At 61.2% G+C, this 26301-nt stretch carries 25 protein-coding genes; 10 read left to right on the top strand and 15 right to left on the bottom strand.

Annotated elements, in window-relative coordinates:
* Positions 1–13 precede the first annotated feature (13 nt).
* From HYX42_RS14580 to HYX42_RS14545, 8 genes are all read left to right on the top strand, one after another.
* Complete coding sequence (locus HYX42_RS14580; RefSeq protein ID WP_293404231.1) at positions 14–766, top strand: glucose 1-dehydrogenase; 753 nt, start codon at positions 14–16, stop codon at positions 764–766.
* 13 nt (positions 767–779) lie between these two features.
* A complete protein-coding gene (locus tag HYX42_RS14575) occupies positions 780–1535 on the top strand; it encodes an ABC transporter ATP-binding protein (RefSeq protein WP_293404229.1) in 756 nt (251 codons plus the stop codon).
* Positions 1536–1554: 19 nt separating this feature from the next.
* Positions 1555–2280, top strand: coding sequence for an ABC transporter ATP-binding protein (locus HYX42_RS14570; RefSeq protein WP_293404550.1), 726 nt, complete (start codon positions 1555–1557; stop codon positions 2278–2280).
* 54 nt (positions 2281–2334) lie between these two features.
* On the top strand, positions 2335–3219 hold the full coding sequence (locus tag HYX42_RS14565) for a branched-chain amino acid ABC transporter permease (RefSeq protein WP_293404227.1): 885 nt from the start codon (positions 2335–2337) through the stop codon (positions 3217–3219).
* Complete coding sequence (locus HYX42_RS14560; RefSeq protein ID WP_293404225.1) at positions 3216–4178, top strand: branched-chain amino acid ABC transporter permease; 963 nt, start codon at positions 3216–3218, stop codon at positions 4176–4178. Before HYX42_RS14565 ends, HYX42_RS14560 begins: the two co-directional genes overlap by 4 nt.
* Before the next feature lie 38 nt (positions 4179–4216).
* Positions 4217–4987, top strand: coding sequence for a glucose 1-dehydrogenase (locus tag HYX42_RS14555; protein WP_293404549.1), 771 nt, complete (start codon positions 4217–4219; stop codon positions 4985–4987).
* 34 nt (positions 4988–5021) lie between these two features.
* Entirely contained in the window at positions 5022–6677 is a 1656-nt protein-coding gene (locus HYX42_RS14550) for an NAD(P)/FAD-dependent oxidoreductase (RefSeq protein WP_293404223.1), read from the top strand.
* An 85-nt stretch (positions 6678–6762) separates the two neighbouring features.
* The gene (locus HYX42_RS14545; protein ID WP_293404221.1) at positions 6763–7542 is read left to right on the top strand and encodes an SDR family oxidoreductase; all 780 of its coding nucleotides are present in this window, start codon (positions 6763–6765) and stop codon (positions 7540–7542) included.
* Between the two features lie 263 nt (positions 7543–7805).
* On the opposite strand, the gene HYX42_RS14540 is transcribed toward HYX42_RS14545, so the two are convergent.
* The 9 genes from HYX42_RS14540 to HYX42_RS14500 all read right to left on the bottom strand — a co-directional run bounded on the left by HYX42_RS14540 (position 7806) and on the right by HYX42_RS14500 (position 17286).
* Positions 7806–8342 (bottom strand): nuclear transport factor 2 family protein, encoded by a 537-nt coding sequence (locus HYX42_RS14540; protein WP_293404219.1) that lies wholly within the window; start codon positions 8340–8342, stop codon positions 7806–7808.
* Between the two features lie 22 nt (positions 8343–8364).
* Positions 8365–10443: an acetate--CoA ligase family protein gene (locus HYX42_RS14535; RefSeq protein WP_293404217.1), complete on the bottom strand. Its 2079-nt coding sequence runs from the start codon at positions 10441–10443 to the stop codon at positions 8365–8367.
* 31 nt (positions 10444–10474) lie between these two features.
* A complete protein-coding gene (locus tag HYX42_RS14530; protein ID WP_293404215.1) occupies positions 10475–11599 on the bottom strand; it encodes an acyl-CoA dehydrogenase family protein in 1125 nt (374 codons plus the stop codon).
* Between the two features lie 3 nt (positions 11600–11602).
* A complete protein-coding gene (locus tag HYX42_RS14525) occupies positions 11603–12832 on the bottom strand; it encodes an acyl-CoA dehydrogenase family protein (protein ID WP_293404213.1) in 1230 nt (409 codons plus the stop codon).
* Positions 12833–12853: 21 nt separating this feature from the next.
* Complete coding sequence (locus HYX42_RS14520) at positions 12854–13633, bottom strand: SDR family oxidoreductase (protein ID WP_293404211.1); 780 nt, start codon at positions 13631–13633, stop codon at positions 12854–12856.
* 54 nt (positions 13634–13687) lie between these two features.
* Positions 13688–14680 (bottom strand): tripartite tricarboxylate transporter substrate binding protein, encoded by a 993-nt coding sequence (locus HYX42_RS14515; RefSeq protein ID WP_293404209.1) that lies wholly within the window; start codon positions 14678–14680, stop codon positions 13688–13690.
* A 230-nt stretch (positions 14681–14910) separates the two neighbouring features.
* On the bottom strand, positions 14911–15552 hold the full coding sequence (locus HYX42_RS14510) for a TetR/AcrR family transcriptional regulator (RefSeq protein WP_293404207.1): 642 nt from the start codon (positions 15550–15552) through the stop codon (positions 14911–14913).
* An 82-nt stretch (positions 15553–15634) separates the two neighbouring features.
* Positions 15635–16408, bottom strand: a complete 774-nt coding sequence (locus HYX42_RS14505) for an enoyl-CoA hydratase/isomerase family protein (RefSeq protein ID WP_293404205.1) — start codon at positions 16406–16408, stop codon at positions 15635–15637.
* A 239-nt stretch (positions 16409–16647) separates the two neighbouring features.
* Positions 16648–17286: a TetR/AcrR family transcriptional regulator gene (locus tag HYX42_RS14500; protein ID WP_293404203.1), complete on the bottom strand. Its 639-nt coding sequence runs from the start codon at positions 17284–17286 to the stop codon at positions 16648–16650.
* A gap of 105 nt (positions 17287–17391) precedes the next feature.
* Between HYX42_RS14500 and HYX42_RS14495 the strand changes: the two genes are divergently transcribed.
* Positions 17392–18021: a hypothetical protein gene (locus tag HYX42_RS14495; RefSeq protein WP_293404201.1), complete on the top strand. Its 630-nt coding sequence runs from the start codon at positions 17392–17394 to the stop codon at positions 18019–18021.
* 105 nt (positions 18022–18126) lie between these two features.
* Here HYX42_RS14495 and HYX42_RS14490 read toward each other — a convergent pair whose 3' ends face one another.
* Entirely contained in the window at positions 18127–19374 is a 1248-nt protein-coding gene (locus HYX42_RS14490) for an acyl-CoA dehydrogenase family protein (protein WP_293404200.1), read from the bottom strand.
* 204 nt (positions 19375–19578) lie between these two features.
* Here HYX42_RS14490 and HYX42_RS14485 point away from each other — a divergent pair, with 204 nt between their 5' ends.
* A complete protein-coding gene (locus HYX42_RS14485) occupies positions 19579–20640 on the top strand; it encodes an amidohydrolase family protein (RefSeq protein WP_293404198.1) in 1062 nt (353 codons plus the stop codon).
* On the opposite strand, the gene HYX42_RS14480 is transcribed toward HYX42_RS14485, so the two are convergent.
* Genes HYX42_RS14480 through HYX42_RS14460 form a run of 5 tightly spaced genes read right to left on the bottom strand, consistent with a single transcriptional unit; the run spans position 20626 to position 26183 of the window.
* A complete protein-coding gene (locus HYX42_RS14480; protein WP_293404196.1) occupies positions 20626–21561 on the bottom strand; it encodes a haloalkane dehalogenase in 936 nt (311 codons plus the stop codon). The genes HYX42_RS14485 and HYX42_RS14480 overlap by 15 nt on opposite strands.
* A gap of 11 nt (positions 21562–21572) precedes the next feature.
* Entirely contained in the window at positions 21573–22640 is a 1068-nt protein-coding gene (locus HYX42_RS14475) for an MBL fold metallo-hydrolase (RefSeq protein ID WP_293404194.1), read from the bottom strand.
* Positions 22637–24103, bottom strand: coding sequence for an NAD(P)/FAD-dependent oxidoreductase (locus tag HYX42_RS14470; RefSeq protein WP_293404192.1), 1467 nt, complete (start codon positions 24101–24103; stop codon positions 22637–22639). Before HYX42_RS14470 ends, HYX42_RS14475 begins: the two co-directional genes overlap by 4 nt.
* Positions 24100–25887 carry an arylsulfatase gene (locus tag HYX42_RS14465; RefSeq protein WP_293404190.1) on the bottom strand — a complete coding sequence of 596 codons (1788 nt, stop codon included), beginning with the start codon at positions 25885–25887 and terminating at the stop codon, positions 24100–24102. The genes HYX42_RS14470 and HYX42_RS14465 overlap by 4 nt, the downstream gene beginning before the upstream one ends.
* Positions 25884–26183 carry a hypothetical protein gene (locus HYX42_RS14460; RefSeq protein ID WP_293404188.1) on the bottom strand — a complete coding sequence of 100 codons (300 nt, stop codon included), beginning with the start codon at positions 26181–26183 and terminating at the stop codon, positions 25884–25886. The genes HYX42_RS14465 and HYX42_RS14460 overlap by 4 nt, the downstream gene beginning before the upstream one ends.
* Positions 26184–26301 lie beyond the last annotated feature (118 nt).

The following is a 26301-nucleotide window of genomic DNA, read 5'->3' as shown; positions in this document are numbered from 1 at the left end:
AAGGAAAACCAAAGTGACCAAACGGCTTGAAGGAAAAGTAGCGCTCATCACCGGCGGCGCACGCGGCATTGGCCGCGCCATTGCAGATGCCATGGCTGCCGAAGGCGCCATCGTCGGCGTGCTGGACCTGCGTGAAGACCTGGCCCAGGCAGCGGCCGACGAGATCAAGGCGACAGGCGCGAAGGCCATGGCCTTTGGCGGCAACGTCGCCGAGCGCGACACATTCGTAAAAGCTGTCACCGCGATGAAAGAAGCGCATGGCCGCTTTGACATCCTGGTCAACAACGCCATCTGGGTGCGCTACGGCCCGATTTCCGACATCACGCCCGAAATGCTCAACCGCATGGTGGGTACCGGCTTCAACTCGGTGGTCTGGGGCATACAGGTGGGCGCTGACGCCATGAGCGAAGGCGGCAGCATCATCAATATTGCTTCTGCTGCGGCCTTCCTCGGCGTGCCTGAAGCCATGGTTTACGGCGGCGTCAAGGCCGGCGTGCTGGGCCTGACCCGTTCGTCTGCGGTTGACCTCGGCCCGCGCGGCATCCGTGTGAATGCGGTCTGCCCCGGCTCTGTGCTCACCGAAGGCATGCAGAACAACGTGACACCCGAAAAAATCGCCGTGCGTGCCCAGCGCACACCGCTGCGGCGCCTGGGTGATGTTGAGGACATCGCCAAGGCAGCCATGTTTCTCGCCACCTCAGACAGCAGCTGGGTCACGGGCACCTCTGTTCTCGTCGATGGCGGCGTGACACACGCATTGCTCTGAGCCGGAGTCAACAATGACCGAGTCCTTCATTCTTGAGGCGACCGGGCTGAGCAAACAGTTCCGCGGCTTTTATGCCGTGAAGGACGTGAACCTCAAGGTCCGCCGCCACACCATACATGCGCTGATCGGCCCCAACGGCGCCGGCAAGACCACCTGCTTCAACCTGCTGACGACCTTTCTCACGCCAACGGCAGGCACGATTCTTTTCAACGGCACCGACATCTCGAAAAGCGACCCTGCGACCGTGGCCTCCAAAGGGCTGATCCGTTCCTTCCAGATCTCTGCCGTGTTCGGCCAGATGACGGTGCTTGAAAACGTGCGCGTCGCACTGCAGCGCAAGGCCGGCATGACCTGGGCTTTCTGGCGCAGGGACAGCTCGCTCAAGGTGCTGGATGCGCGCGCCAGAGAGCTCATCGAGATGGTGGGCCTGACGCGCTATATCGACACGCCCGCGCTGTCGCTGTCTTATGGCCGCAAGCGGGTGCTTGAGTTGGCCACCACCATTGCGCTTGAACCTGAAATGATTCTGCTCGACGAGCCCATGGCCGGCCTGGGTCATGAAGACATTGGCCCGGTGATGCAGATCATTCGCGACGTGGCCAAAGGTCGCACCATCCTGATGGTTGAACACAACATGAAGGTGATTGCAGAGCTGTGTGACCGCGTGACCGTCCTGCAGTCGGGCCAGATCCTGGCTGAAGGCACTTACGACGAAGTCTCGCGCGACCCCGCCGTGATCGAAGCTTATGTGGGAGGCGCCAATGACTGAAGCCACGACTTCAAACACCATGGCGAACAGCGCAGCATCGGGTCAACCGCTCTGCCTGTCGATTAAAAACCTGGTCGGCCACTATGGCGAAAACCTGGCGCTGCACAACATCAACCTTGAAGTACGCAAGGGCGAAGTGGTCTGCCTGCTGGGCCGCAACGGCGCCGGCAAGACCACGACCCTGCGTGCGGTCGTGGGTCTGCTCGCCAAACGGCAGGGCAGCATTGAGATCAACGGCCAGCAGACGACCAGCATGCTGCCTGAAGCGATTGCAAAGCTGGGTGTGGCTTATTGCCCCGAGGAGCGCGGCATCTTCTCAAGCCTGAGCACCGAGGAAAACCTGTTGCTGCCGCCAGTGCTGCGCCCGGGCGGTCTGACGGTTGACGAAATCTACACGCTGTTCCCCAATCTGAAAGAGCGCCGCAGCAGCCAGGGTACCAAGCTGTCGGGTGGCGAGCAGCAGATGCTGGCGATTGCCCGCATCCTTCGCACAGGTGCAAACTTCCTGCTGCTGGACGAATGCACGGAAGGCCTGGCGCCTGTGATTGTTTCAAAAATCGGCCAGACTATTCGCATCCTGAAAGAGCGCGGTTTTACCGTGCTCATGGTCGAGCAGAACTTCCGCTTTGCCTCCAAAGTGGCGGACCGTTTTTACGTGATTGAAGAGGGCGCGGTGGTCGACCACTTCCGCCGTGAAGACATCGCCGGTGACCTGGCACGCATTGAAAGCCTGCTCGGACTATGACCTTCACCACACAACACCGCGGCAGCACATGCCACGCCCTGCGGGGAGCACACCATGAATGAAATTTTCGGCATACCGATGTCGGCCTTCATCGGCCAGCTGGTCATAGGCCTCATAAACGGCTCGTTCTACGCGCTGATGAGCCTGGGCCTGGCCATCATCTTCGGCCTGCTGCACGTGGTCAACTTTGCCCACGGCGCGCAGTACATGCTGGGCGCTTTTGTCGCCTGGGGCCTGCTTGAATACTTTGGCATCAGCTACTGGTATGCGCTGGTCATCACACCCTTTGTCGTCGGCGCCTTTGGCCTGGTGATTGAGAGGCTCATGCTGAGGCGGCTTTACAGCGTGGACCATGTCTATGCGCTGCTGCTGACCTTTGGTCTCGCCATGCTGATGGAGGGCGCCTTCCGCTGGAAGTTCGGTGCTACCGGCCAGCCTTACCCCAACCCGATGTCGGGCGGCCTTGATATAGGCATCAGCTTTATCCCCGCCTACCGTATCTGGGTGATTGCTGCGTCGCTGATGCTGTGCCTGACCACCTGGTTTGTGATCGAGCGCACCAAGCTGGGCTCATACCTGCGTGCGGCGAATGAAAATGCATCGCTGGTGCGCACCTTCGGCATCAACGTGCCGCGTATGCTGATGCTGACCTACGGCCTGGGCGTGGGCCTGGCCGGTTTCAGCGGCGCCATGGCCGCGCCGATTTACCAGGTCAACCCGTTGATGGGCAACAGCCTGATCGTCATCGTGTTTGCGGTGGTCGTGATTGGCGGCATGGGCTCCATCATCGGCTCCATCATCACCGGCTTCAGCCTGGGTGTGGTCGAGGGGCTGACCAAACTGATCTACCCCGACGCTGCAGGCGTTGTCATTTTTATTGTGATGATCATCACGCTTGCGATCAGGCCTAACGGGCTGTTCGGCCAGGAGGCCCGATGAAACATTTCTCTCCCGCCACTGTGCGCATATTGCTGGCAATTTCGATTGCCCTGCTGGTGGCTGCACCGTTTGCGCTGTATCCCCAGTTCCTGATTGAAATCCTCTGCTTTGCGCTGCTGGCCGCGGCATTGAACCTGCTGGTGAGCTATTGCGGCCTGCTGTCTTTCGGCCACGCCATGTTTTTTGGTGCAGCCGGTTATGCCACCGCGCACAGCATCAAGATGTGGGGCTTTGACCCTGCACTGGGCATATTGCTGGGCGTGGGTCTGGCGGCTGTCATAGGCGCCTTGACGGGATCGCTGGCCATCCGCCGGCAGGGCATTTATTTCTCGATGATCACGCTGGCGTTTTCGCAGCTGATTTACTTCATGGCGCTGCGCATGCCGTTTACCGGCGGTGAGGACGGCCTGCAGGATGTGCCGCGCCGCGCCATGTTCGGCTTCATCAACATGGGCAACAACTACGTCATGTACTTTGTGGTGCTGGCCCTCACGGCCTTCGGCTTCTTTGCCATCTATCGTATCGTCAACTCGCCTTTCGGCCAGGTGCTCAAGGCGATCCGCGACAACGAGCCGCGCGCCATCTCGCTGGGCTATCGGGCCAACCGCTACAAGCTGGTGGTGTTCATCCTCTCGGCATCGCTGGCCGGGCTGGCGGGCTCCATCAAGGCGGTGGCCTTCCAGGTTGTGACGCTGACTGACCTGACCTGGGTGACCTCGGGTGAAGCGCTGCTGATCTGCATTCTGGGCGGCATGCAAACCCTTGTCGGGCCTGTGGCCGGCGCCATTCTTATCGTGTCGATGTCGCATTACCTCGCTTCGTATGCGGAGTGGGTGCTGATGATCCAGGGCCTGGTGTTTGTGCTGGTCGTGCTGCTGTTCCGCAAGGGCCTGGTCGGCGAGTTTTATGCATGGCTGGAGCGGCGTGAGCTGCGCCGTGCGGGCAAGGAGCAGGCATGAGCGATCAGGTTCAGGGCGCAACACCCCGCGATGCTGTGATGGGTGCACTCAAGGGTGCGCCGCTGCTCAAGGGCAAACTCGCTTTGGTCACCGGCGCCGCCAGCGGCATAGGCCAGGCGATTGCGGTGGGTTACGCATCGGCTGGCGCGCGCGTCATCGTCACAGATGTCACCGCTGAACGCTGCGAAGACACGCTTAAACAAATTCGTGCTGCGGGCGGCGAGGCCTGGGGTTTTGCGCTGGATGTGACGGATGCGGATGCGTCTTACGCACTCGCAGCAAAGGTCGAAGCCGAGGTCGGCACGATTGACACGCTGGTCAACAACGCGGGTGTCATCATCCGTGAAGGCATTGACAGCCCGAAAGCACAGGCCAATATCCGCCGCGTGTTTGATGTCAACCTGTTCGGCACCTTCAACACCATTCATGCCTGGCTGCCGGCGCTGCGCAAGACGCGTGGCTGCATCATCAACATTGCATCGGGTGCGGCCTTCATCGCGCAGGCCGGCTCGCTGGGTTACTCGGCTTCCAAGGGCGCGGTGAAAATGCTCACCCAATCGATGGCGGCAGACCTGGGTGCCGACGGCATACGCGTCAATGCGCTGGCGCCCGGCGTGATTGAAACGCCCATGACCGACGCGACACGCGCCAACCCCGAGCGGCTGGCGCGCTTCATGGTGCGCATTCCCTCGGGCCGGGTCGGCCAGCCGCAGGAACTCGCCGGTGCGGCGGTGTTCCTGGCGTCAAGCCTGGCGTCCTACATCAATGGCGTGACCTTGCCTGTCGATGGCGGCACGCTGGCTGTATAGCCATTTTTAAAGTCCAAAATTTTCTGGAGACGACATGAGCAACAAGGATTCAACACAAACTGCGGCCAAACGTCTGGACGTGATCATCGTCGGCGGTGGTTTCGGCGGCATGTATGCCACGTACAAGTTCCGCGAGATGGGCATGAAGATCCAGAGCTTCGAAGCCGGTGGCGACCTCGGCGGCGTCTGGTACTGGAACCGTTACCCCGGTGCTCGGGTTGACCTGCCCAGCATCGACTACAGCTACTCTTTCTCGCCCGAAGTGGAGCAGGAGTGGACCTGGTCCGAGCAGTTTGCAGCCCAGCCCGAACTGCTGCGCTACATCGACTTCGTCGCGACCCGGCTGGACCTGCGCAAGCATTACCAGTTCAAGACCCGCATCACCAGTGCTGTCTGGGACGAGGCACGCAAGCTGTGGACGGTAGAGACCGACCGTGGCGAACGCTTTGAGGCGCCGTTCTGCATCATGGCCACCGGCCCGCTGTCGGTGCCCAAGGTGCCGGACATTCCCGGTGTCGAGAAATTCAAGGGCCGCCTGCTGCACGCAGGGCGCTGGCCGCATGAGCCGGTGTCTTTCGAAGGCCTGCGCGTCGGCGTGATCGGTACGGGTTCTACCGGCATCCAGATCGTGCAGGACGTGGGTCCGCAGGCCGGCGAGCTGTTTGTCTTCCAGCGCACGCCCAGCTTCACCATGCCCATGCGCAACGTGCCGCTGACGCCGGAATACATCAGCGAGGTCAGGCGCAACTATGCCGGCATACGCGAGGCGGCGCGCAACAGCACCGTCGGCGGCACGCGGCCCCAGTCCACCCGCGCCTTCTTCAGCGTCACGCCGGAGCAGCGCCAGTCCCTGCTGGAAGACGCCTGGAAGCAGGGCGGCCTGGCCATGCTGGGCACCTTTGGCGACCTGATGGTCAACGAAGAGGCCAACGAGCAGGTGGCCGAGTTTGTGCGCGGCAAGATCGCGGAGGTGGTTGAAGACCCGAAGACCGCCGAGGCGCTCAAGCCCAAAGGCTACCCCATCTTTGCGCGCCGGCCCTGCCTGGACTCCAGCTACTACGAGACCTACAACCTGCCCAACGTACATCTGGTGGACTGCATCACCGACCCCATCCTCGAAGTCACAGAGCGCGGCGTGCGCAATGCCTCCGGTGAGATCGAACTCGACATGCTGATCCTGGCCACCGGCTACGACGCACTGACCGGTGCGCTGATTGCATTCGACGTGGTGGGCAAGGGCGGGCGTACCGTGAACCAGAAGTGGGTGCATGGCGGGCGCTCAACCCTGGGCATCATGATGGAGGGCTTCCCCAACCTCTTCATGACCACCGGCCCGAACGGCCCGTCGGCACTGGCCAACATCATCCGCATCAGCGAGCACGATGTGGACTGGATCGCCGCCGCCATCACCCATATGCAGAAAAATGGCCTGGCAACCATGGAGCCGACGACGCAGGCCGAGGACAACTGGATGGGGGTTGTGCACGGGCTGGCCCAGCGCTCGCTGATCAACAAGGCCAAGACGTGGTGGGTGGGCGCCAACGTACCGGGCAAGTCACAGGGGCTGACAATGTTTATTGGCGGCTTCGCCAAATACCGTGAGTTGTGCGCCGCTGCTGTCAGCGATGGCTACAGCGGCTTCACGTTCGGGCGTGCCGAGGAAAAGACAAAGGAACGTGCCGAGGCCTGATTCGCAGGCGACACAAGGCTGTCAGGCGGCTGTGGTTTCCCGTAAGGGCAACCAGCCGCTTTTTTATTTTTGAAGGAGACATTTCATGCGTGCGATTGTGACCGGGGCTGCCCGAGGGATTGGCCGGGCCATCTGCCTGAGGCTGGCGCGTGACGCACAGGCGTCGGGCGGCGCGAAGCTGGTGCTGTCGGACCAGCATGCCGATGAACTCAAGAGCCTGATCGCCGAGATACGCGGCCTGGGCGGGCAGGCCATTGCCGTTGCCGGCGACATCTCTGACCCTGCGCTGCCAGACGTCATCGTTCAGGCGGCCGAGGCCTTTGGCGGGCTGGACGCAGTGGTCAGCAATGCCGGTTTTGCGATTCCCGGTCCGCTGGCCAGCTATGACGTGGGCAACTGGGACAAGGTGTTTGCCGTACACGTGCGCGCGCCCTGGCTGCTGGCCAAAGCCGCTTACCCTGCACTGAAGGCCAGCCGCGGCGCCATCGTCGTCACGGCATCGATTTCGGGCACCAATGCGCAGGCGCCGCTGGGGCCTTACAGCGCGAGCAAGGCGGCCGCGCTGATGCTGGTGAAACAGCTGGCCAATGAGTGGGGCCCTGACGGCATTCGCGTGAATGCGTTTTCGCCAGGCCTGACGGTCACTCCGGGCACCGCCGCAGCCTATTCAACGCCGGACGCGCGCGCCCAGCGCGAGGCGCGCATACCGCTGCGCCGCGTGGCCGAGGCCGACGACATGGCCGGTGTGGTGGCGTTTCTGCTCAGCAAGGATTCGGCCTATGTGACCGGCGTTGACCTGCCGGTGGACGGCGGGCTGTCGAACACCGTGATGGCAGCGCTGGACATGAGCGGCTGGAAGAAATAGCCCGAGGGTAGCAACACGGGCATTGGCGTTGTCATCCCGGGCTTGACCCGGGATCCATGACCCCGAATTTTTGAAAGCGGTTGTTGTGTGAAAGCAGTGAATTGCTATTAATTCAGTAGCTTCTTATGCCCGTATCCATTGGTCTGCAGCCTAATTTGCCAGCTAAAAATGGCTGTTTTTGGCCTTTTCCAGGCGTTCTGGCGCGCTGATGCTCGCCGATGAGGTCTAAATGTAAAGTCAGCTTTACATATGGCCGGTTCGCCTCAGCTGTTGAACGGCGGTTGCGCCAGCAGCGCGTACCAGGCGTCGTCAGGCTTCATCCGGCCCTGCGGGGCCCGCGCACCGAAGCGTGTCGCCTCATCACCTTCGGGCGCCGGGCTTTCCTTCATCCAGTCATAGACGACCGTGCGCGCCGCAACACGCCACTCGTCGCCGCGCTTTTCAAAACGGTCAACGTATCGGCCGATCAAAAAGGTCTCACGCAGCTTGCCCTGCGGATCGTTGTCGTACTGGAAAGCCTGGAAGTAGGTTTCAACCGCTGCCTGCGTGCCCTTGAGCACGATGGAGACATTGGTGACCTGGTGGATCATGCGCGCGCCGCTGGCCCGTGCCTTGACGGCGTAGTCGATAAAACCGCTGGCGCTGCCTTCGTAGGCGCCGTGCCTGTCGGTGGCGTCTTCCCAGTAGGCCGAGCGCAGGGCGGCCTCGTCGCCACGGTCAATGCCGCGGCAGTAGGCGTTCATGGTCTCGCGGATCGCCTCGCGGTCCAGCAGCGCCTGCAGCAGGTCTTCCTTGTCCATGTCTCGTCCCCTTCTTTTGTGACTAACGCAGCGTGATGACGGCGTCCAGGCAGACAGCGCCTTTTTCACGCACCATCAGCGGGTTCACGTCAATGCTTTCCAGTACGTCGGCGTGCATTTGGCCAAACTCCGAGAGTTTGCAGATGGCATTGACCAGCGCCTGCTCGTCGAACTGCGGACCGCCGCGCCACTTGCGCAGCAGCTGCGACGACTTGACCGAATCGACCAACTCGCGCGCACGGGCTTCGTTGACCGGTGCCGAGGCAAAGGCCACGTCCTTGAACAGCTCGACAGCCGTGCCGCCGGAGCCGAACATCACCATGGGGCCGAAGGTCGGGTCCATGTGGATGCCCATGATGGTTTCCACGCCGCCCTTGAGCATGGGTGTGACCAGCACGCCGTCGATGCGGGCGTTGGGCACGGCAGCTTTTGCGCGGCGCAGCAGTTCGTCATAGGCCGCGCGCACGGCATCGGCATCGGGCAGGTTGAGCATCACGCCGCCGACCTCGGTTTTGTGCGGAATGTCCGCAGACGAAATCTTGCAGACCACCGGAAAGCCGAACTCGGTGGCCTTGGCAACCGTGGCTTCTGCAGAGCTGCAGACGGCCTCGGGCAGCATGGGCAGGCCGGCTTCGGCCAGCACCTTCTTGGCGGCGGCTTCGGTAGACACATCGCCCAGGGCTTTGGCAGATTTTTTTGCAGCCGATGGTGCGTAGAGCGCATCGCGGCGCTGCGCGAGCTTGCGCGCACCAGCCAGCGCCAGCACGGCGCGCGACGGGTCGGCGAAGGTCGGTATGCCGTGTTTGTCGAGTTCGGCGGCAACTTCTTTCGTCGCCAGCATCACCATGATGATGGCGCGGTCGGGGAATTTGCCTTTCAGCGCAATCATCTCGTCGCTGGTGGATTTGAAGCGCACCGGCGACAGGCCGACGTGCGCCAGGTAGGCAAAGATGGTGCCGCAGGATGAGTGCGAGAGCAGCGCATCGAGTGTGCGCGTCACCCCGCTTTTGACAGCAGTGACCTGTGCGGTGGTGTCCAGCGGATTGGCGGCGACGGCAAAGGGCAGTACCTCCAGCACGGCGGCGCTGCCGGCTGCGGACAGCTTGGGCAATTGAAGACCGTGGTCACTGGCGTGGTCGGCCATCAGAATGCCTATGCCGCCTGAGCCGGTGAGGATGGCTACGTCATTGTTCTTCGGCAATGCGCCAGTGACAGAGCAGACGTAGGCGATGTCCAGCATCTCTTCAATCGACTGCGGGCGGAAGGCGCCGCATTCGGCGAACACTGTGTCGTAAACCGTGTCATTGCCGGCGAGTGAACCGGTGTGGGTCGCGGCAGCGGTGGCGCCGACTTCTGTGCGGCCAGCCTTCATGATGAGCACCGGCTTGCCGGCCTTCGCGGCCTTGAGCAGAGCAGCGCGCAGGCGGTTGCCGTCCTTGCAGGATTCGACGGCCGCGCAGATCACGGCAGTCTCGGGGTCTTCTGCCAGGTAGTCGATGGATTCAGCGACATCGACATCGGCTTCGTTGCCGGTGGCGATGATTTTTGAAAAGCCCAGTCCGCGCAGAGACGCCATACCGTAGGTGGCGGAACCAAAGGCGCCGCTCTGGGTGGCGAGTGCGATGTTGCCCTTGACGGGCCGCAGGCCATTGAGCGCAGTTGAGAACGTGGCTGAAAATTTGTTCGACAGGTTCAGCAGGCCCAAAGAGTTGGGGCCCAGCATGCGCACATTGTTTTCACGGCAGATGTCGACCAGTTTTTGCTGCTGCACCTTGCCGGCTTCGTCGATCTCTGCAAAACCTGCAGTCAGGATCTGCACCGACTTGATGCCCTTGCTGACCGCTTCGCGCAACGCGGTTTCAACACCGGCCGCAGGAATGATGATGACGGCCTGGTCGATCTGGCCCGGCACTTCGGTGATGTTTTTATAGGCCTTCAGGCCCTGCACTATGGGCTCGCCCTTGTTGATCGGGTAGATGGTGCCTTCGTAGCCGCCTTCGAGCATGAAGCGCAGCACGCGGCCGCCTATGCGTTCGGGGTCTGACGAGGCGCCTATCAGCGCGACCGATTCAGGAAAAAAAAGTGAATGTAGTGAATGCATGTTTTTGGCGAGGCCTGTATTTCTGTATTTATCAGGCCGCAATTGCTGCTGTTTGTACATCAGCTGCCATCTGCGACGACAGCGAATCAAGATAGTGATAGCGGTCACCATACTGCAGGTTGCACATCAGTGCGTGCATGGCCAGGCGGGCGGCCGGCATTTCAACCGTCATGCCCATGCCGCCATGCATCTGGATTGCAGACTCTGCCACGGTGCGGCCCACGGTGGCCAGATACAGCTTGGTCAAAGCTGCATCGCGCTGGTCGGCGGCAGGGTTGGCAGAGAGGTCTTCGGTCACATCCTTCACCAGGCCGCGTGCGCTTTCATACGCCACATACATTTCAACGACACGGTGGCGCAGCGCCTGGAAGGTCGAGAGTGCCACGCCAAACTGGGTGCGTGTCGACAGATATTCAATCGTCTGTTCAATCATTGCGCCCAGTGCGCCCACGGTCTGCACGCTGGTCATGACCGCGCCGGTGGACATCGCAGATTTGGCCGCAGTGGCCACTGCATCGCCCTGCAGCAGTACATGGCTGGCTTCGACAACCACGCCGTCCAGCGAGATGTCGGCCGTGCGGCGGCCGTCCAGGCCTTCGAAGTAACGTACGGGCTGTGTCAGATCGCTGGTGGCGAGCAACACCAGTACGGGTGCAGAGCCATTGGCGCTGGCGGCGTTGAAGACGATGTGGCTGGCGGGCTCGGTCAGGTCTGCGCCCTTGAGAATGCCCTGCAGCTTGATGCTGCCGCCGCTGGCTGGTGTAGCCTGAAGTGAGCGGGCACTGTCTGGCTGGATGACGGGGCAGACGGACGCCTGCCCGGCCGAGAGTTGTTCAAGCAATGCAAGTGCCGCGTCGTTTTTGCCGCTAGCTGCCAGCAGCATGGGCGAGACCACGCAGCGTGCAATCAACGGCAGGGCCATGGCATGGCGGCCAGCGGCTTCTGCAATGGCGGCAAACTCAGCCAGCGTCGCGCCTACGCCGCCAGCTTCTTCGCTGACCAGCACACCCTGCCAGCCGAGCTCAAGAATCTGCGTCCATTTGGCGCTGCCGCTGCTGTTTTTGTCGCCAGACCAGGCGGGTGCGGCCGTGGCGGCCATGCGGTCCGTGGTGTCGTAGAGGTCACCAGGGAACATTGGGGTAACGGTAAAAGGCATGTCTCAGGCTCCAAACAGGTCGCGGGCAATCACGTTCTTCTGCACTTCGCTGGTGCCACCGGCAATCGAGCGCGAGCGGTAGAAAAGATAGGTGTGGGTCAGCTGGCGCTCGATGTCCATGTCATCAGAGCCGTCCGGCGCTTCAACTTCAGGCACCAGGCGTGCGGCATATTCGGGGCCTGCAATGTCGAATGCAATGCCGACGATTTGCTGCGACAGCTCCGAGGTGTGCAGTTTGAGTGCAGAAGATTTCGACGAGGCCAGCGTGCCATGCATTTCTTCCTGGATGGCGCTGAGCAGCATCTGGCGTGAACCCTTGGCCGAGGCTTGCGCCAGGAAAAGACGTTCCTGCAATGCATGAATGCTGGGCAGGCCGGGGTTGGCTTTCATTTTTTCTGCCAGCAGTTCAGCGACCTGCTCGAGCTGGCGCGCCAGGCGCGGCACGGTTGAAGGCGAGAGGCGCTCGCGGTCCAGCAGAAACTTGGCGCACTTCCAGCCTTCGCCTTCAACGCCGACCAGGTTCTTCACGGGCACCCGCACGTTGTTGAGGAAGACCTCGTTCACGTGGTGCCACTGGTCAATGGTGTGGATCTGGCGAATCTCTATGCCCGGTGTGTTCAGCGGCACCAGCAGCAGCGAGATGCCGGCCTGCTTGCGGCCCTCACTTGATGTGCGCACCAGTGTGTACATCATGTCGGCTTCATGCGCGTGGGATGTCCAGATCTTCTGGCCGTTGAGCACATAGTCGTCGCCATCACGTACGGCGCTTGATTTGAGCGACGCGAGGTCAGAACCTGCGCCGGGTTCAGAGTAGCCCTGGCACCAGTGTTCGGTGCCGTCGAGAATGCGCGGCAAAAAGCGGTTCTTGATCTCGTCTGTGCCGAAATGCATGATGACCGGGCCGATGTGGCCTATGCCGTGGTGATATTGCGGCGGGCAGTCGGCAGCGGCTGTGACTTCTTCAAACAGGTAGCGCTGCTGCAGGTCCCAGCCCGTGCCGCCGTATTCAACCGGCCAGTTGGGCGCGCCCCATCCCTTTTTGAACAGGGCTTTCTGCCAGGCGCTGTACTCGGCACGCGACATCTTCTGGTTGCTGCGAACAATTTCCTTCATGGGCGCAAGTTCGGGCGATTCGGTGAACTCCACCAGCTCCTGCCGGAAGGCGGCATAAGGGTCGGCGGCAGCTGCGGCCACTTCCTGCGAGGTGGGTGCCTGGGTGTTGGTTTGGGTCATGTTTGCCATCCTGGAGATTGGTCAGTGGTAGCTGCGGCCACCGTCAACAGCTAGCGCAATGCCGGTGACGAAGGATGATTCGCTGCCTGTGAGGTAAAGGGCTGCACGTGCGATTTCTATGGGCTCGGCCACGCGTCCAAGGGCGTAGCGCGCACCGACCTGCGTCTGCAGGGCCTCGGCGGTGTAGCCGGCGCGCACCATGGGTGTGTCGACGGCGCCGGGGCAGATGGTGTTCACGCGTATCGGCGCCCATTCCATGGCCAGTGTTTTCGACAGCGAGATCACGCCGGCTTTCGATGCCGCATATGCACCGCGGCGTACAAAGGGCTGCAGGCCCTGGCCGGACGAGAAATTGACGATGGTGCTGTTCTGCACTGTCTCAAGCCAGGGCAGGCAGGCGCGGCTCACCAGAAAGCTGCCTGTGAGGTTGATGTCTATGGTGCGTTTCCAGTCGGCCAGGCTCACATCGCGCAGCAGGTCGGTGTTGGAGACACCGGCCGCATTGACCAGGCCATCAATGCCACCCAGTGCTTCAGCGGCGCGCTTGACGGCATCGTTGACCGAGCTTTCATCTGCGATGTCGGCTTTGAGTGCAATGCTGTTACCCGCGCTGCCAGGCTTGAGCCAGGCCTTGATGCCGTCTTCATTACGGTCAATGGCGGCGACCTGCGCACCTTCGGCAATGAAGAGCTGCGCAATCGCCGCGCCTATGCCGGAGCCTGCGCCCGTCACCACAATGCGCCTGCCCTTGAGGCGGCCCAGCGGGGGTACTTCCGGTATCGAAGTTGTCTTGTGTTCCATGTCTGCTTGTCTCTCTTTATTTGTTTGTTTGTCTGTTCTTGCGCTGGACGTGTGTCAGTCGAGGCGGATCTTGCGTTCGCGGATGACCGGACCCCAGGTGTCCAGGTCTTTTTTCAGATAGGTTGCAAAGTCGGCCTGCGACATGATGGAAGGCTCAAGGCCGGCTTTCAGGATGGCGTCATGCACTTCTTTTGTCTCCAGCACGGCGCGCACGTCGGCGTAAATCTTCTTTTGCAGATCGACGGGCGTGCTTGCAGGGATGAACATGCCGAACCAGCCGCCGGCGGTGAAGTCAGCCAGCGCAGGCACGCCTGATTTTGAAATCGGCACCACGTTGGGCGAACGCGCAATCGGTTTGGGACTGCCTATGCCCAGCACCTTGAGCTTGCCGCTGTTCACAAAACTCATGGTGGCCACGGTGTCGAAGAGTGCATTGACCTGGCCGCCGACCAGGTCGTTGATGGCCGGGCCGTTGCCCTTGTAGGGCACGTGGATCATGTCTATGCCGGTGCGCCACGCAAACAGCTCGGCAGCGATGTGCGGGCTGGAGCCGTTGCCCGACGAGGCAAAGGTCAGCTTGCCGGGGTTGGCCTTGGCATACGCGATCAGCTCGGGCACGTTGTGAGCCGGCACGGCTGAATTGATATAGAGGTAGCTGTAGGAGTCAGCCAGCATGGACAGTGGCGCCAGTGCCTTGGGGTCGTAGGGCAGGTTGGGCACCAGCACCTGGTTGGCCGTGAAGCCGAAGGCGGTGATGAGCAGGGTGTGGCCGTCGCCGGGCGCGCGTGCTGCAGCGGCCGTGCCTATGACCGTGCCGGCACCGGGCTTGTTGTCAACGACGACGGGCTGCTTCCATTTGTCGGCCAGGCGCAGCGCCACGATGCGCGCGAGGATGTCTGTGACGCCGCCCGCTGCGTAGGGCACGATGACCTGCACCGGTTTCGTCGGGAAGCTGGCTGCCGTTTGTGCGCTGGCTGCAGTTGCCAACACCAGTGAAGCCAGTGATACCAGCGAGGCAAGACTCAAGGCTGCGCGTCGGGTGAACATGGGCTGGTCAATCCTTTTTCAAAAATGCGGTGGCAAGTAGCCGTGTAGCAGGCAGCCGCGCGGAAAAGGCGTGGCTTGGGCTTGGTCGTTAAAATAATTCTACCGTTCGGCAGGTAAGTAACTGCATGGTAGTAACCCTAGGGCGAAGAGTGCACTTTCAAGGGGAGTAGGGTGGATTCCCGGTCAGGCCCGGGATGGGTGCTCGCGCGGCGCTGACCGTTCTTGCGGAATCAGGCTTTCGCGGGTGCCTGCAAGCCGTGCAGGGCCATGTCCAGGTATTGCTCGATGACTTCACGGATCGTCATCGCACCTTTGGGGTTGTGCCAGCGGCTGATCTGGTTCAGGGCTGACAACAAAAAGCGCCCCGTCATCGCGACGTTGCTCTTTCTGAACTCACCTGAATTGATGGCGTCGCTGATGCAGGTGCGGAGCATCGCCTCGTACTCATTGCGCAGGGCCACCGCAAGCGTGCGCGGCTCGCTCTCTGCGCCCATCCAGAAGGCGTTGGAGCCCGCCATCCAGGAGTCGCGGTCGGCATCCATGAACTCTGCCGATACCAGCATGAACTGGCGGACCTTTTCCAGCGGCGTCGGCGCCAGGTCGACGGCCGCACGTACGTGGTAAATCAGCGCCTGCAGGGAGTCGAGAACGATGCGGTGGTAAAGCGCTTCCTTGTTGGGGAAGTGGTAGTACAGCGCGGCCTTGGTGATCTTGGCTTCTTCTGCGATGTCGCGCAGGGAGGTGCCTTCATAACCGCGGCGTGCGAACAGCCGGCAGGCGATGCCGATGATCTGTTCCTGGCGGTTGTCGACGCGCGGCCTGAAGCTGTCTGTCTCAGTGGCCGTGTCTTCTGCCGGACGACTGGTTGCCATCATTTACCCATGTTCTATTGGAGGAAAAAGTATAGGCCAGCTTGAAGCCGGCCCTTTCCATTATCAGGGTCAGCGGCCGGCTTTATCGACCTGTGTAGACCGGTGCACGCTTTTCAAGGAAGGCGCGCTGCGCTTCCTTCGAGTCTTCGGTCTTGGACAGCGCCACAGTGTTGCCCTGCTCGTAACGATAGGCGTCACGGATAGGCATCAGCTGCGTCATGCGTGCGGCTTCCTTGGCCAGGCGCATGGCAATCGGACTCTTGGAGGCAATCTCGCGCGCCATCTCCATGCAGTAAGGCATCAGTTCTGCAGCGGGCAGGCAGGCTTCGATCAGGCCCAGGCGGTACAGCTCCTGCGCCGACACCTTCATGCCGGTGTAGAACATGCGGCGTGCGCGTGACTGGCTGAAGTGTTTTTGCAGAAAGGTCACGCCGCCGGCCAGGCCGACATTGATCTCGGGCATGGAGACATAAGCGTCTTCAGAAGCCACCCAGATGTCCGAGCCCATGACCAGGCCGAAGCCCGCCCCCAGTGCCGGGCCGTTGATGGCGGCAATGATGGGCTTGGAGCACTCGACCACAGCGTAGTAGGACTCGCGCACGCGGCGGTTGTGCGCACCGTAGGCACCGGGCGTGCCGGCCAGGTTGGGACGCTCGCGGATGTCGGCGCCTGCCGAGAAGGCCTTGCCTTCGCCAGTCAGGACGATGCAGGCCACATCGTCGCGGTCAGACAGCAGGTCAAACACCTTGGTGATTTCTTCGCGCAGTTCGATGTTCTGTGCGTTGACAGGTGGGCGGTTCAGGGTGACGACGGCAACGCCTGCGTCGACGGTCAGTTTGAGGGTGTTCAGTTCCACGTTCAAAGTCTCCTTCAGTTAAGTCAAATACATTTACCTGCCGTACGGTAAGTTAAGACAAATGCTAACCGCTCATTGGGAAGGCTGCAAGTTGCCGGGCACCTGAAATGGGGCTTGGGCGTCGCAAAAGTGACCGCCGCCAGAGGGGTAAACGGGTGGTCTAGGTGTTTTCCCTTGGAAGAATGCGGCTCCTGATTTGTGCGGCGCAAATCGCAAACCCGGGCCTTGCTGGTTATCTGTCAGGCAGGCCCGGCCTGGTCCTGTTTGCGCATGAGTTGCAGCAGCAGGGCGAGTGCGTCGTCAAGTGCACGCGACTCATCCCCGGGGGCCACGCCCCATTGCGGCAGGTGGCCGTCAATACGCATTCGGGCAAGGCCGTATACACAGGCGCGCGAGAGCAGCGAGAGCTGCCCCGCGTCCCAGGCCCCATCCACGCTGCCCTCAGCCTGGGCTGCGCGTATCGTCTCTTCGGTCTGCTCGCGAACCGCCTGGATGCCGCTTTGCAAGCCGGGTGACGTATCAATGTCGATCTGGTCGCGCGCCGAGATGATCCTGAAATGGGCGGGGTGATCTTCAGCCCAGCGCAGATACGCCCGGCCTATGGCCTGCAGGCGGCGGTGCGCGGTCCTGTCACTGGCCCGCACAGAGCGCTGGACCTTGATGCGCAGGTGCCCGCTGGCTTCTTCTGCGACAGCCGTCATGAGCGCGCGACGGTTAGGAAAGTGCCTGAAAGGTGCGCCCGAAGATACACCGGCAAGGCGCGCCGCCTCCCGCACGCTCACACCCTCGGGGCCCAGCCGCGCAGCCAGTGCGAGTGCAGCATCAACCAGCGCCTGCCGCAGGTTGCCGTGGTGATAGGTCTCGCGCTCAGTACCCATGTAAGCACCTTGTGTGGGAAGTTGATGGAAACACCAAACCTTAATGTAATCGGTGGCCACATGTCAATCCACTCAAGTCCACTCCACATCACCAGGGGCCACCACATGAAAACTGCTGTTGCTTTCACCACCCACCCATCCCCGCGGACTGCACGCACAGTCGGGGCTCTTTCACTGTTGTTGCTGGTTTGGGTGCTTTCGGCGCTGCTCGCAGCTTCTGACCCGGTTCAGGGCATTCGCATGGTGATACGCCTCACGGCGCGGACATCTCTGGTCTTCTTTCTTGTCGCATTCACGGCCTCGGCACTTGTGCAGCTCTGGCGTGGGCCGCGAACGCAGTGGCTGCTGTTGCACCGGCGCGCATTCGGACTGGCGTTTGCCTTCTCGCACGCGGTGCATCTGGCGGCCATCGTGGCGTTTGCCAGGCTGGACGCCACAGGGTTTGCGCAGCAGAGCAGTCTGGGCAACATGATCACCGGCGGCATTGCCTACCTATTCATCGCGCTCATGGCCGCCACCTCATGGGACGGCGCCGTGCGCTGGCTGGGCGCGCGGTGGTTGCAGCTTTTGCACATCACCGGGGCTTACTACATCTGGGTCAGCTTCATGGTGACTTTTGGCAAGCGTATTCCGGTATCTGCCGGGTACATGCTGCCTGTCGTTGTTCTTGTGGCGGCATTGATACTGCGGCTGGTGGCGAGATACCGCAAAAATGCAGTTGCTCATTCGTCATAGCCTGGCGGGTTCAATTGAGTTGTTGCCGGGCCAAAAGAAAAGGCGATGCCCTTGCAGACACCGCCTGATGTTTTGCGCGCAGGAAATTCAGCGCTGCAGCATGGCTTATTTCGCCTTGCCGCCCACGCCGGTCACAGCAGTGCGCTTGGCCAGTTCAATCTTGGCGATCGCGTTGCGGTGCACTTCATCAGGGCCGTCAACAATGCGCACCGTACGCTGGTGGGCGTAGGCTTCGGCCAGCCAGAAGTCCTGGCTCACGCCGCCTGCGCCGTGCGCCTGTATGGCCCAGTCGACCACCTTGCACGACATGTTGGGTGCGACCACCTTGATCATGGCGATCTCTGCGCGGGCGTCCTTGTTGCCTATCGTGTCCATCTTGTGAGCAGCGTTCAGCGTAAGCAGCCTCGCCTGGTCAATCATGCAGCGCGACTCGGCGATGCGTTCATGCCAGACCGACTGCTCCGAGAGCGCACGGCCGAAGGCGTGGCGTGACTGCAGGCGGTCAACCATCATCTCAAGTGCACGCTCTGCTGCGCCTATGGAGCGCATGCAGTGGTGAATGCGCCCGGGGCCAAGGCGGCCTTGCGCAATTTCAAAACCGCGGCCCTCGCCCAGCAGGATGTTTGCGACGGGCACGCGTACATTCTCAAGCAGCACTTCCATGTGGCCGTGCGGCGCATCGTCGTAACCAAACACCGTCAGCGGACGCAGCACCGTCACGCCCTTGGTGTCGCGCGGCACCAGCACCATGGACTGCTGTGCGTGGCGCGGTGCGTCGACATCGGTCTTGCCCATGACGATGAAGATCTTGCAGCGCGGGTTGCCCGCACCTGACGAGAACCACTTGCGGCCATTGATGACGTATTCGTCGCCTTCACGCACGATGGAGCACTGAATGTTGGTTGCATCCGACGACGCCACCGCCGGCTCGGTCATCAAAAAGCCCGAGCGGATCTCGCCGCGCAGCAGCGGCTCAAGCCATTCGTCCTTCTGCGCCTTGGTGGCATAACGCTCAAGGGTTTCCATGTTGCCGGTGTCCGGTGCCGAACAGTTGAACACCTCGCCCGACCATGAGACGCGGCCCATGACTTCGCACAGCGGTGCATAGTCGAGGTTGGAAATCGCCGGCACATCGCCATGCGCATGCGGCAAAAACATGTTCCAGAGGCCGGCCTTTCGGGCAATCGGCTTCAACTCGTCAATCAGCGGCAGCGGCTGCCAGGCGTTGCCGGCCTTGCGAAAGGCGTCCAGCTCATGGTGAAAGCGCGCCTCGTTCGGGTAAATGTGTTCGTCAAAGAAGGCGCCCATGCGCTTGAGCAGGTCGGTGGTTTTTTCGGAATGTTCCCAGATCATGTGATGTCCTTTGGAAGGGTGAAGTACCGCGCGGGCTTGTGCGGCTTGATGGATGAAGGCTTGCAGTGTTGTGGTGTCAATTCAAACATCGACCGGCCGCTGTGGCAGTCACCAGCGTGACCGCACGTTTCATGAACCAGCCCGTGCAGCTTGTGAAAAAGTCAAAATGCAGCCTGGAACAGCCCTTCGAGAACTCTGCACACCATGCCCAAACCCTACGCCGGCAACATCGTACGCCACACGGAAGAAATCACGCAGTGGCTGGCCCGCACGCCACGCGAAGAGGCGCTTGAACCAGCCCTGCCCATCATTGACGCCCACCACCACCTGTGGGACGTCAGGGCCGTCGCCAACCGCTACCTGTTGCATGACCTGCTGGTCGACATCAGCCAGGGCCACAACATCTGCGCCACGGTTTACGTGGAAGGGCATGCGATGTACCGCAGCGCAGGGCCAGAGCACTTGAAGCCTGTGGGTGAGGTGGAGTTTGCCAACGGCAATGCTGCCATGGCGGCCAGCGGCATTTACGGCAACTGCCGGGTGGCAGAAGCCATTGTTGGCCATGCTGACCTGATGCTGGGCAGCGCTGTCGAGGAGGTGCTGCAGGCCCAGCTTGCCGCGGCCGGTGGCCGGCTGCGCGGCATACGTTATGCGACACCTTACGACGCGAGCGAACTGATCAACAGATTCATCTCACGGCCCGTGCCGCCGCTTCGCCTGTCAGACCCGGCATTTCGTGAAGGCTTTGCGCAACTGGCCCGCTTCGGCCTGGGCTTTGATGCCTGGCTTTATCACCCGCAGTTGCCCGACCTGCTGGGGCTGGCCAGGGACTTTCCTGAAACACCCATCATCATTGACCATGTAGGCACGGTTCTCGGGGTTGGCCCGTATGCAGGCCGCCAGCAGGCGGAATTGCAGCGCTGCAAAGATGATTTGCATGAGCTGGCCGCCTGCCCGAACGTCAGCATCAAGATTGGCGGCCTGGGCATGCCAGTCTTCGGCCTGCGGCTGCATGAGCGTGATCTGCCGCCTTCGTCTGAAGAACTGGCCCAGGCCTGGCGGCCATATGTCGAGATGTGTATTGAAACCTTTGGTGCCGGCCGCTGCATGTTTGAAAGCAACTTCCCGGTAGACAAGCAGTCATGCGGTTACAGCGAACTGTGGAATGCCTTCAAACGTTTGACCGTTGCCTGCACTGCTGAAGAGCGCACATCACTCTTCAGCGGCACGGCGGCCCGGGTCTACAAAATGTCAGCGCCCGGCTGAAGCTGGTGTCGACTGCATGAACGCAACGACGGCTTTCGCAATTTCAGGCCCCTTGTCTTCCTGAAGAAAGTGTCCTGCGCCACGTGTGGTCGCGTGCGGCTGGCCTTGTGCGCCGGGCACGATCTTTTGCCAGGCCTTGTAGCCGCCACGTGTGACGGGGTCCCTGTCACTGAACAGGGTCAGGAATGGTTTCTCCCAGCGTTTGAAGATTTCCCATGCGCGTTCATTGTTGGCGCGTTCGGGGTCTTCAGGTGTGGTCGGAACAAAGCCGGGAAAAAGACGCGCACCCATCTTGTAGCTGCGTGACGGAAACGGCGCATCGTAGGCCGCCACTTCTTCAGGCCCCAGGCCATTCACGCATCCGGCCTTGACGATGCGCCCAATCGGAAACCACGGGCTGTAACGCGAGAACGCGCGCCAGACCTTGAAAGCCCCGGGAATGTCGTCCATGCCGGTAGGCAAACCCCCATTGGCAAGCACCACCCGCGCGAAGCGGTCGGGCTGCTCCGCCGCCAAACGCAGGCCTATGAGTGAACCCCAGTCCTGGCAAAACAGTGTGATGCCGCGCAGGTCATTGGCCAGCATCCATGCCGTCATCCATTGCACGTGGTGCAGGTAAGAGTAGTCGGCCTTGGCCACGGGTTTGTCGGAGCGCCCGAAACCCACCAGGTCAGGCGCCACCACGCGGTAACCTGCATCGACCAGCACCGGGATCATCTTGCGGTACAGGTAAGACCAGGTCGGCTCGCCATGCATCAACAGCACCACGGGTGCGTCACGCGGGCCTTCATCAATGTGGGCGATGCGCAGGCCGCCAATGTCGGTGTAATGCGGCGTGTATGCAAAACCGGGCAGGTTGGCGAAACGTGCTTCGGGTGTACGGAGCACTTTGCCTGTAAGGGTGGGTACTGTGTTGTGCATGACGGCGGGTATCAAAACCGATGGGTGAAGTTGATGGCTTTTGAGCCGGCAGGCAGGCTGATGAAATCTCCGTCTGTGCCTACCCGCAGCGGCCCGCCGTAAATGCCGGGCGCCTTGCCAAGAAAGGCTTTTTCAAGGCCGGGTATCGGCATTGGCGGTGCAATATGGTTGAGCAGCAGGTAGCCCACCTTCGCGTCGCGTGCGGTTTCTGCCGCCTCTTCGGGTGAGGTGTGGTAATTTTTGATGTCTTCAAATATCTTCGCCAGGTTGGTGCGGCCGGCTTTTGCGGCGCCGTCCCTTAGCAGGTCCGTCATGGGCGAAGACAGGGCTTCATGCACCAGCAGGTCCACGCCCGCCGCTTCGCGTTGCACTGCTGCCGACTTTTTCGTATCGCCGCTGATAACCACGCTGCGCCCCTTGTAGGTGAAGCGGTAACCGACCGAAGGGTGAACCGGTCCGTGGTCAACAGTAAAGGCGGCCACTTCGAGGTCTGCATCCTTGAGCACCACCGCGCGGCCGTCGGCGCCAGGCGTGAAGGGCAGGGGCTTGCCGCCAAAGCCGCTGGCAGGCACCGTCGCCTCGCCGTGATGGGCTACGCGGTAACCTTTGTCTTGCTCGTAAGCCTGCATGAAACCTGCCATAACTGTTTCAACACCGGGCGGGCCGTAGATGGGAACAGGTGATGTGTTTGCTGCCGAGGCCCAGCGCTGCAGCATCAGCTCGCCCAGGCCGTCGATATGGTCAGAGTGAAAGTGTGTGAGGAATATCGCGTTGATGCGGCCGTGCTGAAAGCCCATCTTGCCGATGTTGCGCACACTGCCGCTGCCCGCATCAACAACGAAAAGCCGCTTGCCCGCGACCACCAGCGTGCACGGCCCCGTGCGTTTTTCATCGGGGAAGGGCGAGCCCGCGCCGCACAAACCCACGTGCAGGCCGTCGGGCAAGTCGTTCAGGGCGTCCGTTGCCAGGCGCTGAGCTGCCACCTTTTTGGCGACCATCATGCTGAGTGGGCTTCTGAAAAGGTAAGCGGCAACAAGAGCCGCGAGCAACACTGCAAATGCGACAACGGCCCTCTTCATGATGCACTGCCTTTCGAAAAAACCATGGTACCGTCCTGCACCGGGCCAAAGCGCAGTGTGAGCAGGTCCAGCACGTAGTTCTGATGCAGCCGCCATGGCTTGCGGTTGCCCTGGGTCGGGAACTTGTCAATCGAGCGCTGTATGTAGCCCGACGTGAAGTCAATCCAGCTTTCTTCCTTCAAGCGCGCATCGTTCAGCGTCGGTGTGCATTGCTTCCAGCCCTTGCGCGCCATGGTGTTCAGCAGCCGGCAGGCATAGTCGCCGACCAGGTCGGCCTTAAGTGTCCATGATGCATTGGTGTAACCCGTGACGTAAAACATGTTGGGCACACCGGCCAGCATCATGCCCTTGTAGCTCATGGTCTTTTTCATGACGACCGCCTTCCCATCGACCAGAAGCTCCATGCCGCCCAGTGCCAGCAGGTCCAGCCCGGTGGCGGTGACGATCAGGTCCGCCTCAAGCTCTTGGCCTGATTTGAGCCGTATGCCTGTTTCGGTAAAAGTGTCGATGTGGTCGGTGACCACAGAGGCCCTGCCTTGGCGTATCGCCTTGAACAGATCCGCATCAGGCACCAGGCAGACACGCTGGTCCCACGGTTTGTAGCTGGGGGTGAAGTGTTTGTCTACATCGCAATCCGGGCCAACAGACTTTCTGACGCCGTCAACAATCATCTGCTTGATGCGATCCGGTCTGCGCTTTGACAGGCGGTAAAAAAGCATGCCCAGCAGCACGTTCTTCCAGCGCGTCAGGCCGTAGGCCAGGCCTGAAGGCAGGTGCCGCCTGAGCCAGTCGGCAAGCCTGTCTTCAGAAGGGCGTGACACGACATAGGTGGGTGATCGCTGCAGCATGGTCACATGCGCGGCCGTGGCTGCCATGGTCGGTACCAGGGTCACTGCCGTCGCGCCGCTGCCTATGACCACCACACGCTTGCCCGCGTAATCAATATCGCCAGCCCATTGCTGCGGGTGAACGATGCGGCCCGTAAAACGTTCGGCGCCGGCAAAGTCTGGTGTGTAGCCCTGCTCGTAGTTGTAGTAGCCGGTGCAGACATAAAGGAAGTTGCAGCTCAGTTGCATGCGCTCACGCTGCGCACCTGTTTCAATCTCGATATTCCACCGTGTGTCGGTGGATGACCAGTCCGCGCGTTTGATGCGGTGGCCGTAACGTATGTGGCCGTCCAGTCCATGGTCACGCGAGGTGTCGGTGATGTATTGGAGTATGGTGTCGCCATCGGCGATGGACTTCTTTTCTGTCCACGGCCTGAAGGCATAACCCAGCGTGTACATGTCCGAGTCCGAGCGTATGCCGGGGTAGCGAAACAGGTCCCAGGTGCCGCCCAGCGTGTTGCGCGCTTCAAGAATGGCAAAACTGCGGCCGGGGCAGTTCTTTTTGACGTGCGCCGCAGCGCCTATACCGGACAGGCCCGCGCCCACAATCAGGATGTCGATGTGTTCAATGCTCATGCCTGGCCTGTTGCGCGTCGAATGCGGCGGCGCCTGCGCAAAAAGAAGAAACCCGCCACCAGCAAGGCGAGGCCAGCGAGTATGGGCAAGCCCGTACGCTTGAAGCGGGGCACATAAACATTGATCAGGGCGTTGGTCTGCACCTGCCTGACAGGGTCGTAGCCTTCGGGCATGGGCAACACGCCGTTGGCTTTGGCGTAAGCGGCATAGTCCGCCTTCATGGCGGCAAACATGTCCGGCAAGCTCGCCTGCAGGTCTTTCGTTTCACCGGGGTCGTTGCGAATGTCGTAGAGATGCCACAGGCCATCGCCGACGGGCGGTATGTTCTTGATGAGTTTGTAGTCACCCTTGAAAACCGCTTCGTTGCCCGAGAGCTCATAGCCGATGGCCTTGTCCACCGCGTGCACGTTTTGCACCTGGCCCTTCAGGGCAGGCATGAGGCTTGCACCTGTCATGGGTTCAATTTGCTGGCCCCTGTAGCTGCCTGCGGGGCGAGGCAACTGCGCCAGGTCCAGCAGGGTGGGCGCGATGTCATTGATGTGCGTAAACCCGTTGAAGACCTGGTTGTTCGGCATGCCCGCCGCACCCGCAATGATGAGCGGTACACGTATGCCGCCTTCACCGGAATAAAACTTGTAGCTGCTTAGCGGTGACGCGGCAGCGCTGGCCCAGCTTGGTCCGATGATGCTGTACGCCCCCTTTTCGCCCAGTTGCTCAATGCCCTTGTTGTACTGCCAGCCGAGCCACATGCGGCCACTTAAGAGCACATACGGGTCTGACGCCTCCGGCCCGTTGTCAGACAGAAAAACAAATACCGTGTTGTCGTATTCGCCGGTCTTTTTCAGGTGCTCCACCAGCCTGCCCACGTGGTGATCCATCGCGTCTGCCATGGCGGCATAGACCTCCATGCGCCTGGCCTGGTATTGTTTGTCGGTGTCGCTCAGTGCATTCCAGTCGAGTGTGGTGTGCATGGCGGCCATGGGTGTGTCTTTGGGCATCAGGCCCAGCGCTATCGCTTTGTCGCGGCGCTCCTGCCGCAATACGGCCCAGCCCTTGTCGTAACGGCCCTTGTATCTGGCGATGAATTCCTTTGGTGCCTGCACCGGGATGTGGTTGGCCTGGAAAGCCACGTAGGCAAAAAACGGCTTGCCGGTTTTCACGCCCGAATCGATGTACTCAATCGTCCTGTCTACAAAATACTGTGACGAGTAATAGTCGGCCGGCATCAGGGCCTCCTTGCCGTCCTCAAACCAGTTGACCTTGTCCGAGAGGTCCAGGTAGCGCTTGGCGGTCTCCCAGTTGTCAGATCCGCTGTCCGCCTGGATGATGGAGCGGTCAAAGCCGCGCGCCGGTGGCAGGTTGAAATCTTCCTTGCCTACATGCCACTTGCCCGCCACGTAGGTACGGTAGCCGCCGTCACGCAGCAGGCTGGCCACCGTGACCACGCGTTTGTTGAGCACCGTCTCGTAGCCCGGCTTGCCCACCTGGGCGCGGGGCACTGTCTCGCGCATGTTGCCGACGCCGTTGCGGTGGTTGTCCACACCGGTCAGCAGCATGGCGCGCGAGGGTGAGCAGGAGGCACTGGCGTGAAAGTTTGAAAAACGCATGCCGCGCTGCGCCAGTGCATCAATATTGGGTGTGGCTATCTCGCCGCCGAAAGCGCCCACATCGCTAAAGCCCCAGTCATCTGCCAGCAGCAGCACGATGTTGGGCCGCGAGTTGCCTGCTGCCATCGCCGATGACATCGCCAGCACCAGGCCCATGAGCAGCATGAGTGCTTTCATGGCGCGGGCTTGTCCTTCAAGGCCAGCGCCGCCTTGTGTTCATCAGCCAGCGGCTTCCAGTGCAGCAAGCCGAACAGCAGCGTCAGCAGCATGCTCACGGCGAGCGGCCCCCGATAGCGTTTGACGTGTCTGAACATCACCGCCATCTCGATCACGTGTATGGCCAGGATGATGAGCGCGATGTTCTGCACCCGGCCCGCCAGGCCGGATGGCAATATGCCTGCGAGACCCGCAAGCGCTGCCACGTAAAGGGCCAGCAGGGCCAGCTTGATGATCAGGGAAATGACTTGTCTCATCTGGGGTACTGCGACTGGCCTTCGGCTTGCCCTTTGCTTTCTTATGGCTTGATTGACTCAATACACATGTGTATGGAAAATCTAATATAACACCACAATACACATGTGTATGGTCTAA

Origin of the sequence: Polaromonas sp., assembly GCF_016185115.1 — a bacterium.
GTDB lineage: Bacteria > Pseudomonadota > Gammaproteobacteria > Burkholderiales > Burkholderiaceae_C > Polaromonas.
This window is presented reverse-complemented; position numbering and strand designations above follow the sequence as displayed.